This window comes from Streptomyces sp. NPDC001156, from assembly GCF_053598275.1.
The window spans coordinates 1-12,099 of sequence record NZ_JBSFJX010000227.1; the positions used below are offsets into that span (position 1 = coordinate 1).

Here is a 12,099-nt window from a genome sequence, read left to right on the forward strand (position 1 = left end):
CGCCGGATACGGAGACTTACGTCCCACCAGGACACCCTTCCTCGGATCCACAAGATCCATTGTCAGAGTGTCCACACAGAGGGGGTCGCCTCAGCCGACCTCGTCCCCCTCAGCAGCCACGAACTCCTCCGCTTGCTACGGGCCTTGATCCTTCCGCCGCCCCGACGAGACCGCCCCCACCTGCTGTGGTGGTCCACCTGGCGCCGCCGCCACCAACACCGCGCCCGCCTCTGCCACCGCCGTTGGCACGCGTACGCCGACACCACACCATGATCAGACAGCACACCGGCTGCTATCTGCAGCTGCCGTAACCTTGCGATTCCGCTGGGCTTTTCCCCGGGGGACTCGCCGTGATCGGCAATCCACCACACAACCCGGCATCCAGACAATTGTGAACGCCGTACTTCGCCCACATGTCGGGCGGTTCAGAATACGAGACGCCCGCGCAGGCGACATTGACTTGGTGGGATTCCGCTGCAACTCTCTTGTCTGTGAGCAAGTCCGAGAACCTCGCCGCGCGCCTGCACGTCGATCTGCGACGTCAGGCCAGCGCCATCTGTGCCGTCGGCCGCTGATCGCACTGACGGGCGCCGCTCTCCCGCTCCGTTTTCACCATCGGCCACCACGACCGTTGTCGGCGTAGGCGGCTGATTCCTCGCAGGCATTCCTGGCGAATCTCTTTCCCCTTTCGCTGTCCGCATTGCTTGCGCCCAATTGCCGAGCACCCCTTTCGGTCACGGCTTCCTCATGCCATCGATTCCGCCTCAGTCCCCATTCGCGCGAACAGGACCTTTCCATGGCCACTACGGCATCGACCCGACGCCAGTTCCTCTCCCTGCTCGGTCTTTCTGCGGTGGCCGTGAGCTGCGGCACGACCGCCGGAGCCGCTTCCGGCAAGGGCCAGACCAAGACGCTCCGGTATCAGGGCTGGGTGGGTCAGGTGACCTTGCCGGAGCTGGCCGAGGATCTCGGCTATCTGGAGGACGTCAAGCTGAAGTGGGTCGGCAACACCATCAGCGGTCCGCAGGACATCCAGTCCGCGGCCACGGGTCAGGTCGACTTCGGCGGCGCATTCAACGGCGCGGTCGTCAAACTCGCCGCGAACCACGCCCCCATCAAGGCCGTCATCAGCTACTACGGATCCGACAAGTACGCCTACAACGGCTTCTACATCCTCAAGGACAGCCCGATCCGCTCGGCCCGGGACCTGCTCGGCAAGAAGGTCGGGATGAACACCCTCGGAGCCCACGCCGAGGCCATGCTCGACATCTATCTGCAGCGAGGTGGTCTGTCGCAGGCGGAGATCGGCAAGGTCGAACCCCTCGTGGTGCCTCCGGTCAACACCGAACAGTCGCTGCGGCAGAAGCAGATCGACGTGGCCGTGCTCGGCGGCATTCTGCGCGACAAGGCACTGGCAGCCGGGGGCATCCGCCCGCTGTTCACCGACTATGAACTGCTCGGCGCATTCAACGCAGGCACCTACGTGATGACGGACCGGTTCCTGAAGCAGAACCCCGACACCGCCCGGACCTTCGTCACCGCCGTGGGGCGTGCCATCGAGTGGTCACGTTCCACTCCGCACGAAGAGGTCATCGCCCGGATGACGGACATCGTGAAGAAGCGCGGCCGCAACGAGGACACCGCACCCCTGAAGTATTGGCGCTCCTACGGCGTCGCCGAGAAGGCCGGCCTGATCACCGGCAAGGAACTCCAGCTGTGGGTCGACTGGCTGTCCGACCGCGGTGACATCAAGAAGGGCCAGGTCACGTTGTCGGACCTCTACACCAATGAGTTCAACGGCAACCAGAAGTCCTCCTCCGCCACCAAGAGCGGGAGCTGATCCCATGCCGGAATCCACCACGCAATCCAGGACGACCAAGATCGTTTTCGAGGGCGTACGCAAGGAATTCGCCGTCAGGGACCGCAGGGGGGATCGGCAGGCCACCCGTTTCACCGCCCTCGACGGCATCGATCTGGAGATAGCGGCCGGCGAGTTCGTCGTCCTGGTCGGTCCCAGCGGTTGCGGAAAGTCGACTCTGCTGGAGCTGCTCGGCGGCCTCGCCCAGCCCACCGGCGGACGGATCCTGCTGGACGGTCAGCCCGTCAGCGGCCCGGGCCTGGACCGGGGCATCGTGTTCCAGCAGTACGCGCTGCTGCCGTGGCGCACGGCGCAGGGCAATGTCGAGTTCGGCCTGGAGGCCACAGGCGTCCCACGGCGTCAACGGGCCCGACGTGCCCGCGAGTTCCTGGATCTGGTCGGCTTGACCGGGTTCGAGGACCGCCATCCGCATGAGCTGTCCGGCGGGATGCGGCAGCGGGTGGCGATCGCCCGCAGCCTCGCCTACGACCCCGACGTACTCCTGATGGACGAGCCGTTCGCCGCGCTGGACGCCCAGACCCGGGAGTCGCTGCAGGACGAACTGCTGCGCATCTGGCAGCGCACGGGCAAGACCGTCGTCTTCATCACACACGGCATCGAGGAGGCCGTCTACCTGGGACAGCGCGTCGCCGTCATGACGTCCCGTCCGGGCCGCATCAAGCAGATCGTGCCGGTCGCCTTCGACTCCCGTACGGCGACGGACGACCTCCGCTCCAGTCCCGAGTTCGCGCGACACCGGCACGAGATCTGGTCGCTGCTGCACGACGAGGTGGCCAGGGCCCAGCAGTTGGAGAAGGAGGAGGCTTCCGTATGAGCCCCACGACCGGCACGGCCACCGACGAGACCACGGCGCCGGGCTCGGCGAGCGCCGCCGAGCCCGTCCCGACCGTTTCCCCCGCGACATCCACAGTGTCAGCTACATACACAGTGGCTGCTGCATCCGCTGTGTCCGCGCCCCATGACGCATCGCCGTCGAGCGTGCGCCAGGTCCGCTCCACGGCGGCCCGGTTCCGCCGGGCGGTCCGCCGACTGCCTTACCTGCTGGTCAAGGGGGCGACCAGGTCCGTTGCGATCGTGGCTCTGCTCCTGCTGTGGGAGACCGCACCGCGACTGGGTCTGGTCGACCGCACCTTCCTGCCTCCGTTCAGCGAGGTTGCCCACGCCTGGTGGGGACTGGCCGCCGACGGTCAGCTCGCCGACAACACCCGCGCCAGCCTCATGCGCTCGTTCAGCGGATTCGGTCTCGCCGTGGCCGTCGCCGTGCCGCTCGGCCTGCTGATCGGCTGGTACCGGCCGGTCGCCGACCTCCTCGGTCCGCTGCTGGAGGTGTTCCGCAACACCGCCGCCCTGGCCCTGCTGCCGGTGTTCGTCCTGCTGCTGGGCATCGGCGAGACCTCGAAGATCTCCATCGTGGTGTACGCGTGCACCTGGCCGATCCTGCTCAACACCATCAGCGCGGTCCGCAACGTCGACCCGACCTTGCTGAAGCTGGCGAAGTCGATGGATCTGTCCGCGCCCCGGCTGTTCCAGAAGGTCATCCTGCCGGCCTCGGTGCCCGTGATGTTCACCGGCATCCGGCTGGCCGGAGCGGCGTCCATCCTGGTGCTGGTCGCCGCCGAGATGATCGGCGCCAAGGCGGGCCTCGGTTATCTGATCAACGCGTCCCAGTTCAACTTCGCGATCCCGCAGATGTACGCGGGCATCATCACGATCTCCGCCATCGGCGTGATCTTCAACCAGTTCCTGGTGGCCGTGGAGCGGCGGCTCAGCTCCTGGCGCGTACCGGCCGACGTCTGACCCGGCCGCCCGCTCGTCGCACTGCAACCCGGTGCCGGCGCGCTGCCCCGCTCGCCTCCCGCCTGTCGGTCTCACTGCCCCCTGCGTCTCACCGCCCCCGATCCGAGGTACCCCATGACCGCGACCAGCCCCCGACACCTGCATCTCAACGCGTTCCTGATGAACGCCGGCCACCACGACGCCGCCTGGCGCCACCCGCGTACCCAGCCCGAACGGGTCACCGACCTCCGCTATTTCCAGCACCTCGCGCAGACCGCCGAGCGCGGCCTGCTCGACTCCGTCTTCCTCGCCGACGGCCTCGCCCTGTGGGGGAAGGTCCGGCACAATGCGCTCGGCGGCTTCGAACCGCTGACCCTGCTGTCCGCCCTGGCGGCGGTCACCGAGCACGTCGGCCTGATCGCCACGGTCTCCACCACCTTCAACGAGCCCTTCCACACGGCCCGCAAGTTCGCCTCCCTGGACCACATCAGCGGTGGCCGGGCGGGCTGGAACATCGTCACCTCCGGCACCGTGAACGAGGCTCGCAACTTCGGGCAGGACGAGCACCTGGAACACCGGCTGCGCTACGAGCGGGCACGGGAGTTCGTCGAGGTCGCCACCAAGCTGTGGGACAGCTGGGAGGACGACGCGATCCTGCTCGACCGGGAGCGCGGCGTCTACGCCGACACCGACAAGGTGCGGGAGGTCAACCACCGCGGCGAGCACTTCGCCGTCCAGGGCCCCCTGAACGTACCGCGCAGCCCGCAGGGCTACCCGCTGCTGGTGCAGGCCGGTTCGTCGGAGGACGGCAAGGAGTTCGCCGCCCGGTACGCCGAGGCCGTCTTCACCGCCCAGCAGACCCTCGCCGACGGCCAAGCCTTCTACAAGGACCTCAAGTCCCGGCTCGCCCGCTATGGCCGCACCGAGGACCAGTTGCTGGTGCTTCCCGGCATCGCCCCCGTCATCGGCTCGACGGAAGCGGAAGCCCGCGCGCTGGAGCAGGAGTTGACGGATCTCCAGGTGCCTGAGTACGGGCTCGCCCAGCTGTCGGGGATGCTCGGCACCGATCTGACCGGGCTGCCGCTGGACGGGCCGCTGCCCGAGCTGCCCGAGGAGCGGGACATCAACGGCAACAAGAGCCGCTTCACGCTCGTCGCCGAACTGGCCCGCCGCGACGGCCTCACCCTGCGCGAGGTCATCGCCCGGCTCGGCGCCGGCCGCGGTCACCGGGTGTTCGCCGGCACCCCCGAGCAGATAGCCGACCAGCTCCAGGAGTGGTTCACCCAGGGTGCCGCCGACGGCTTCAACATCATGCCGCCGCATCTGCCGGGCGGTCTGGAGGACTTCGTCGACCATGTCGTGCCGATCCTGCAGCGGCGCGGCCTGTTCCGCACCGAGTACGCCGGCCGCACCCTGCGTGCGCGCTACGGCCTGGCCCGCCCTGCCAACCGGCTGGCCGCGGCCACCGTGACGGACGCGGCAGAAGGGCGGCCCGCATGACCGGACTCGACCTCACCACGGACGTCCTGGTGGTCGGCGGCGGGCCCGCGGCCACGTGGGCCGCGCTCAAGGCGGCCCAGGACGGAGCGGACGTCGTCCTCGCCGACAAGGGCTACTGCGGCACCAGCGGCGCCACCGCCTCCGCCGGAACCGGCGTCTGGTACGTCCCCCCGGAGCCCGCCGCGCGGGAGGCTGCCATGGCGAGCCGGGAGGCACTGGGCGGATTCCTGGCCGACCGGCGCTGGATGACCCGGGTGCTGGACCAGACGTATGCGGGCATGAACGAGTTGGCAGCGGCCGGACGCTATCCCTTCCCCACCGGGCCGGACGGAAAGCAGCTCAGGAACGGACTGCAGGGACCGGAGTACATGCGCAGGATGCGCATCCGCGTCCAGCGCGCCGGCGCTCGCATCCTCGACCACAGCCCGGTCACTGAACTGCTCACCGACCCGTCCGGAGCGGTCGCCGGAGCCAGGGGCCACCGGCGCCAGGCCGGTCAGCCCTACCAGGTGCGCGCCGGGGCGGTCGTCCTGGCCACCGGTGGCTGCGCGTTCCTCAGCGGCGCGCTCGGCTGCAACGTCAACACCGGGGACGGCGCCCTGTTCGCCGCCGAGGCAGGCGCGGAGCTGTCCGGGATGGAGTTCTCCAACGCGTACGGCATCGCGCCCGAGGGCACCTCCGTCACCAAGACCGCGTTCTACTCCTTCGCGACCTTCTACCACGAGGACGGCACGGTCCTGGAGGGTGCGGCCAGCCAGGGCGGCCGGTCCGTGATCGCGAAGGCGCTACTCAGCGAGAAGGTGTACTGCCGCCTCGACCGGGCGGACGCGGCGGCCCGCAAGGCGATGCGGCTGGCCCAGCCCAACTTCTTCCTCACCTTCGACCGGCTCGGCATCGACCCCTTCACCCAGCACTTCGCCGTCACGCTCCTCGCCGAGGGCACCGTGCGCGGCACTGGCGGCATCCGCATCACCGGCGACGACTGCTCCACCACCGTCCCCGGCCTGTATGCGGCCGGGGACGCAGCGACCCGTGAGCTGATCTGCGGCGGCTTCACCGGTGGCGGCAGCCACAACGCCGCCTGGGCCATCTCCTCCGGCACCTGGGCAGGCCGGGGCGCGGCCCGCCATGCCCGCTCACTCGGCGTCCGCGCCGGTACGAGGCCCCTGGTGGCCGCGGGCGGAGCCGGGCTCCGGCCCACCGGCGCCCCGGGCTCCGCCAACGGCTTCCGGGACGTCATCGCCGCGGTTCAGGGCGAGGTGCTGCCGTACGAGAAGAACTACCTGCGCCGAGGCGACCGGCTCACTGCCTCGCTGGAGGTGCTCGACAGCGTGTGGGAGGAGGCGCGCGTCTCCTTGCACGCCGACGGCGGAGACACCGTACGGGCCCGGCAGGCGGCGGCAATGGCGGCGCACGCCCGCTGGATGTACGCCTCGGCGCTGGCCCGCACGGAGACCCGAGGCATGGCCAAGCGGCTCGACTTCCCCGCACAGGACCCCGGACAGCACCACCACATCGTCACGGGGGGCCTCGACTGGGTGTGGACCCGCACCGAGCCCCTGACAACCGCCCCGTCGGCATCAGCGGCACCAGCCGCACCCCTGGAGGTGGCCTCATGATCGAACTGGTCTCGGCGGAACGCTGCATCACCTGCGACAAGTGCATCAAGGTCTGCCCGACCAACGTCTTCGACCGCGGCGAGGACGGCATCCCCGTGCTCGCCCGCCGCGACGACTGCCAGACCTGCTTCCAGTGCGAGGCGAACTGCCCGGCCGACGCACTGTATGTCGCGCCCGTGACCCGCCCGCTGCCCGACGGCTCCACCGCCCGCGACGAGGAGCACCTGGACCGTACCGGCCTGCTCGGCAGTTACCGCCGGCACATCGGCTGGGGACGAGGCCGCACCCCCGGCGCACTACGGGCCGTCGGCCCTCCCCTCGGACCACCGGGGTCCAAAGGACCGTCCCTGCCCATCACCTCCTGACGACCTCCCGACTGATCACCTCCCCGCTGATCACCTCCTGAAAGGAACACCCGCACATGAGCACCAGCATCGGCTTCGACATCCGCAGGATCGGCGGCCGTATCGGCGCAGAGATCCTCGGCGTGGACCTCTCCACCGACCTCGCCCCCGCCGTCGTCACCGAGATCAACTCCGCACTCCTGGAACACAAGGCGCTGGTCTTCCGCGACCAGGACCTCGACGACGCCGGCCAGCTCCGCTTCGCCTCCCTCTTCGGCGAACTCACCACCGCGCACCCCACCGTCCCCTCCATCGACGGCCAGCCCCACATCCTGCCCGTCGACGGCGACGAGGGCATCCGCGCCAACCACTGGCACACCGACGTCACCTTCGTCCGTACGCCCCCGAAGGCATCCACGCTGCGCAGCATCGTGATCCCGCCCTACGGCGGCAACACCCTCATCGCGAACTCGGCCGCCGCCTACCGCGACCTGCCCGAACCGCTGCGCGAGCTGGCCGACAAGCTCTGGGCCGTACACACCAACGACTACGACTACGCCGCCCCGAAGAACGAGAAGGCGGCCGAGCACCGCAGGCGGTTCGTCTCCCGGAAGTACCGCACCGCCCACCCCGTCGTCCGCGTCCACCCCGAGACCGGGGAGCGCGGGCTGTTCATCGGCGCCTTCGCCCAGAGCATCGTCGGCCTCGGCCCGTCCGACTCCCGCGACCTGCTGCGCACCTTCCAGTCGTACGTCACCCGCCCCGAGAACGTCATTCGCGTGGCCTGGACGCCGGGAGACCTCGTTCTGTTCGACAACCGCATCACCCAGCACTACGCCCCCGACGACTACGGCGACCTTCCGCGCCTGCTGCACCGGGTGACCGTCGCGGGCGACGTCCCCGCCGGTGTCGACGGCACCCTCAGCCACGTCATCGAGGGCGACGACGCCGCCCACTACACCCCCGTCGCAGCCTGACCCCCACGGGCTGCCGGGCAGGGACACCCGCCACCTGCCCGGCGGCCCGCCCGCAAGGGACACCGACCGAAGCCGTACGGGATAATGCGCACATGCGGATCTCAGCCAGAGCGGACTACGCGGTACGTGCCGCGCTGCAGCTCGCCGCGTCACGGGATGACGGGCCACTGAAAGCCGAGGCCATCGCCGCCGCCCAGGACATCCCGCACAAATTCCTCGAAAGCATCCTGAACGACATGCGCCGAGGCGGCCTCGTGCTCAGCCAGCGCGGCGGCAACGGAGGCTACCGACTGGCCAGGCCCGCCGAGTCCATCAGCATCGCCGACGTCATCCGCACCGTGGACGGACCGCTGGTCTCGGTGCGCGGCGTCCGCCCCCCGGAGCTGTCCTACACCGGCCCCGCCGAGTCGCTGCTCCCCCTGTGGATCGCGCTGCGATCCAACGTGCGCGAGATCCTCGAGGGCGTATCGCTCGCCGACGTCGCATCGGCCCAACTGCCCGCCGACGTGTCCGCGTTGACCAACGCCCCGAGTGCCTGGGTAAACCCCTGACACGCTGGGACAATCACTCACCGATCCCAAAACGCGAGATGGCGACGTCCATCATGTGAACTACCCCTTGGGGACGACGCCACCGTCTGCCACGATCCCTAGCAACCAGGTAGGAAAACTAGGGATCTGTGGGGGTGGCCATGGGAATGCTCGACCGCACAGCCCAGTCGCTGCCTCTTCTGACCTCGCGCCGGCACATCGACCTCGGCCATGCCTCCAGCGCCATCTGTCGGCCCCTCTGACGCCACAGAACCTCCTCTCTCCCAATGAGCGCTGCTTCCCCGCCCGTCCCGCCTCGGTTCGGCGGATCGGACACCCCCGGCTGACCGCGTCCCCCACGTTCCATTTCTCAGCCCGCGACGGCGTGCCTGCCGCCGACGGCCGACGAGTGGAGTGTCGGTGCATGCCGACAAGCACTCGCCTCGCATCTTCGTATCTCCCTGCTCACTCATCCCCTGAAAGGACACCGCCGTGTCTCCCGCAAGACCGCGCACCACCGTGCGTACCATCGCCGTCGTAGCCGCACTCCCCCTCCTCCTCACCGCCTGCGGCTACGGCTCCAAGGCCACCGACGACGGCAAGCACACCGCGGTCCCGGCAGGCGCCAAAAAGCTCTCCGCCGACGAAGTGAAGATCGGCTACTTCCCCAACCTCACGCACGCCACCGCTCTGGTCGGCGTCCAGGAGGGCCTGTTCCAGAAAGAGCTCGGCGGCACCACGATCAAGCCGTCCACCTTCAACGCCGGCCCCTCCGAGATCGAGGCGCTGAACGCCGGCTCCATCGACATCGGCTGGATCGGCCCCTCCCCCGCCATCAACGGCTACACCAAGTCGAACGGCAAGAACCTGCGCATCATCGGCGGTTCCGCCTCCGGCGGCGTGAAGCTGGTCGTCAACCCGAAGAAGATCAAGTCCCTGGACGACGTCAAGGGCAAGAAGATCGCCACGCCGCAGCTCGGCAACACCCAGGACGTCGCGTTCCTCAACTGGATCGCGGAGAAAGGCTGGAAGGTCGACGCGCAGAGCGGCAAGGGCGACGTGTCGGTGGTCCGTACCGACAACAAGATCACCCCGGACGCCTACAAGTCGGGCTCGATCGACGGCGCCTGGGTGCCGGAGCCGACCGCGTCCAAGCTGGTCGCCGAGGGCGGCACGGTCCTGCTGGACGAGTCGTCGCTGTGGCCCGACAAGAAGTTCGTGATCACGAACATCATCGTGTCGCAGAAGTTCTTCAAGGAGCACCCGGACGTCGTCGAAGCCGTGCTGCGCGGCTCGGTGAAGACCAACGAGTGGATCAACGCCAACCCTGACAAGGCGAAGGCGTCCGCCAACGCGGCCCTGGAGAAGCTGTCGGGCAAGGCACTGCCCGCCGACGTCATCGACCCGGCCTGGAAGTCCATCACCTTCCTCGACGACCCGCTGGCCTCCACCCTCAACACCGAGGCAGAGCACGCGGTCAAGGCCGGTCTCCTGGACAAGCCCAATCTGAAGGGCATCTACGACCTCACCCTGCTCAACAAGGTCCTCAAGGCCCAGGGCAAGGGCGAGGTCAGTGACGCCGGTCTCGGCGCCCAGTAACGGCAATCGGATCCGACGAGTTTCCCAGGAGGTGACGACCGTGGCTGCCACGATCACCGAGTCTGCCGAGGACGCCGCGGCGGTGACGCACGCCGCCCGGATCGAGCACGTCTCGAAGTCCTTCCCCGCCCCGGGCACGCCCGGCGGACAGCAGCTCGTCCTGGACGACATCACGCTCGATGTCGCACCGGGCGAGTTCGTCACCCTCCTGGGAGCCTCCGGCTGCGGCAAGTCCACCCTGCTCAACCTGGTCGCGGGACTGGACCGGCCGTCCACCGGCTCGATCGATACGGACGGCCGGCCCGCCCTGATGTTCCAGGAACACGCACTGTTCCCCTGGCTGACCGCGGGCAAGAACATCGAACTCGCGCTGAAACTGCGCGGGGTCGCGGGGCCGGAGCGCCGGCAGGAGGCGGAACGGCTGCTGGAACTCGTACGGCTGAAGGGCGCGTACGGCAAGCGGGTGCACGAACTGTCCGGCGGTATGCGACAGCGCGTCGCGCTGGCCCGTGCGCTGGCCCAGGACAGCCGGCTGCTGCTGATGGACGAGCCGCTCGCCGCCCTGGACGCGATCACCCGTGACGTCCTGCACGACGAACTGACCCGCATCTGGACTGAGACGGGACTCTCGGTGCTGTTCGTGACGCACAACGTGCGGGAGGCGGTGCGGCTGGCACAGCGGGTGGTGCTGCTGTCCTCACGGCCGGGGCGCATCGCCCGGGAATGGACGGTCGGCATTCCGCAGCCGCGCCGCATCGAGGACAGCGCGGTCGCCGAACTGTCCGTCGAGATCACCGAAGAACTGCGTGGGGAGATCCGCCGCCATGGCCGGCACTGACACGGGTGTCGACATCGGCAAGGACGGCTTGCCGGCCGCCGGGGAGCCCCGGGATCCGCACGATCTGACGGGCTGGAGGCCAGGCTCAACGCGCTGGAGTCGGTGCAGGCCGGTCGTACGCCGCTGCGCGAGACACTGATACGCAAGGTGCTGCCGCCCGTCACCGCCTTCGCACTGGTGCTGGTGGTCTGGCAACTGCTGGTGTGGGCCGAGGTCGCCCCCGACTACAAACTGCCCTCGCCTTCCGAAGTGTGGGGCGAGGTACGCGATGCCTGGCTGCAGGGCGCGCTGCTCGACTACATCTGGACCAGCGTCTCGCGCGGTCTGCTCGGCTTCCTGATGGCGCGCTCGCCATCGGTACGCCGCTCGGCCTGCTGGTCGCCCGGGTGAGGTTCGTGCGGGCGGCCATCGGCCCCGTCCTGTCCGGCCTGCAGTCGCTGCCGTCGGTGGCCTGGGTACCGCCCGCCGTGATCTAAGTGGGCCTGAACGACTCGATGATGTACGCCGTGATTCTGCTCGGTGCGGTCCCGTCCATCGCCAACGGCCTCGTCGCGGGCATCGACCAGATCCCGCCGCTGTTCCTGCGCGCCGGACGGACACTGGGCGCGACCGGACTGCGCGGGGCCTGGCACATCGTCATGCCGGGCGCGCTCCCCGGCTATCTCTCCGGACTGACCCTTCAGTCGTAGATCTGGGTGCCCGCTGTAGTTCGGAGTGGGGTCGGCGGTGGCCGGGCCGTCGTCCTCTTCCTCGCCCGGTCCTGGTTCCGGCGCCGGTGGCAGGTCCGGGCGAGGGCCTGGTGGCAGCGCCGCCACCGCGACCAGTGCAGACCGTGCCGGATTCGCTCCTGCTCCGGAGCCTGAGGGGTCATCAATGTCACCAGGCGGGCGACCTCGAAGGCTGTCAGCGCGATCGGGGCGATGCCCGCAAAGCCGATGGGGCCGGTGGGGTCAGTCTGTGCCCCCTGTGTGGGCCCCCTTGGCGTCCTTGCTTTCCTCGCCGCCGTCGCCGCGCCGCTGGTCGGCAGCCTGCACCGC

The 12,099-nt window shown here is 69.1% G+C and carries 10 protein-coding genes and 2 pseudogenes; 11 read left to right on the plus strand and 1 reads right to left on the minus strand.

Annotated elements, in window-relative coordinates:
* The first annotated feature begins 796 nt into the window (after positions 1-796).
* The 11 genes and pseudogenes from ACWDA7_RS44410 to ACWDA7_RS44460 all read left to right on the plus strand — a co-directional run.
* Positions 797-1,840 (plus strand): ABC transporter substrate-binding protein, encoded by a 1,044-nt coding sequence (locus tag ACWDA7_RS44410; RefSeq protein ID WP_450612779.1) that lies wholly within the window; start codon positions 797-799, stop codon positions 1,838-1,840.
* 4 nt (positions 1,841-1,844) lie between these two features.
* Entirely contained in the window at positions 1,845-2,693 is an 849-nt protein-coding gene (locus ACWDA7_RS44415) for an ABC transporter ATP-binding protein (RefSeq protein ID WP_450612781.1), read from the plus strand.
* The gene (locus tag ACWDA7_RS44420) at positions 2,690-3,676 is read left to right on the plus strand and encodes an ABC transporter permease (protein ID WP_450612783.1); all 987 of its coding nucleotides are present in this window, start codon (positions 2,690-2,692) and stop codon (positions 3,674-3,676) included. Before ACWDA7_RS44415 ends, ACWDA7_RS44420 begins: the two co-directional genes overlap by 4 nt.
* A gap of 114 nt (positions 3,677-3,790) precedes the next feature.
* Positions 3,791-5,155 (plus strand): LLM class flavin-dependent oxidoreductase, encoded by a 1,365-nt coding sequence (locus tag ACWDA7_RS44425; protein WP_450612785.1) that lies wholly within the window; start codon positions 3,791-3,793, stop codon positions 5,153-5,155.
* Entirely contained in the window at positions 5,152-6,774 is a 1,623-nt protein-coding gene (locus tag ACWDA7_RS44430; RefSeq protein WP_450612787.1) for an FAD-dependent oxidoreductase, read from the plus strand. The genes ACWDA7_RS44425 and ACWDA7_RS44430 overlap by 4 nt, the downstream gene beginning before the upstream one ends.
* Entirely contained in the window at positions 6,771-7,139 is a 369-nt protein-coding gene (locus ACWDA7_RS44435) for a 4Fe-4S dicluster domain-containing protein (RefSeq protein ID WP_390855333.1), read from the plus strand. The genes ACWDA7_RS44430 and ACWDA7_RS44435 overlap by 4 nt, the downstream gene beginning before the upstream one ends.
* 56 nt (positions 7,140-7,195) lie before the next feature.
* Positions 7,196-8,095, plus strand: a complete 900-nt coding sequence (locus ACWDA7_RS44440) for a TauD/TfdA dioxygenase family protein (RefSeq protein WP_450612789.1) — start codon at positions 7,196-7,198, stop codon at positions 8,093-8,095.
* A gap of 92 nt (positions 8,096-8,187) precedes the next feature.
* Entirely contained in the window at positions 8,188-8,646 is a 459-nt protein-coding gene (locus ACWDA7_RS44445) for an RrF2 family transcriptional regulator (protein WP_450612791.1), read from the plus strand.
* A gap of 471 nt (positions 8,647-9,117) precedes the next feature.
* The gene (locus tag ACWDA7_RS44450; protein ID WP_450612793.1) at positions 9,118-10,224 is read left to right on the plus strand and encodes an aliphatic sulfonate ABC transporter substrate-binding protein; all 1,107 of its coding nucleotides are present in this window, start codon (positions 9,118-9,120) and stop codon (positions 10,222-10,224) included.
* Between the two features lie 40 nt (positions 10,225-10,264).
* Positions 10,265-11,062, plus strand: coding sequence for an ABC transporter ATP-binding protein (locus ACWDA7_RS44455; RefSeq protein WP_450612795.1), 798 nt, complete (start codon positions 10,265-10,267; stop codon positions 11,060-11,062).
* Positions 11,049-11,736 (plus strand): annotated as a pseudogene (locus ACWDA7_RS44460) (ABC transporter permease); the annotation flags it as partial. The gene ACWDA7_RS44455 and the pseudogene ACWDA7_RS44460, both read left to right, overlap by 14 nt.
* A 5-nt stretch (positions 11,737-11,741) precedes the next feature.
* Here the strand turns inward: ACWDA7_RS44460 and ACWDA7_RS44465 are convergent.
* Positions 11,742-12,099: pseudogene (locus tag ACWDA7_RS44465) on the minus strand (hypothetical protein); the annotation flags it as partial.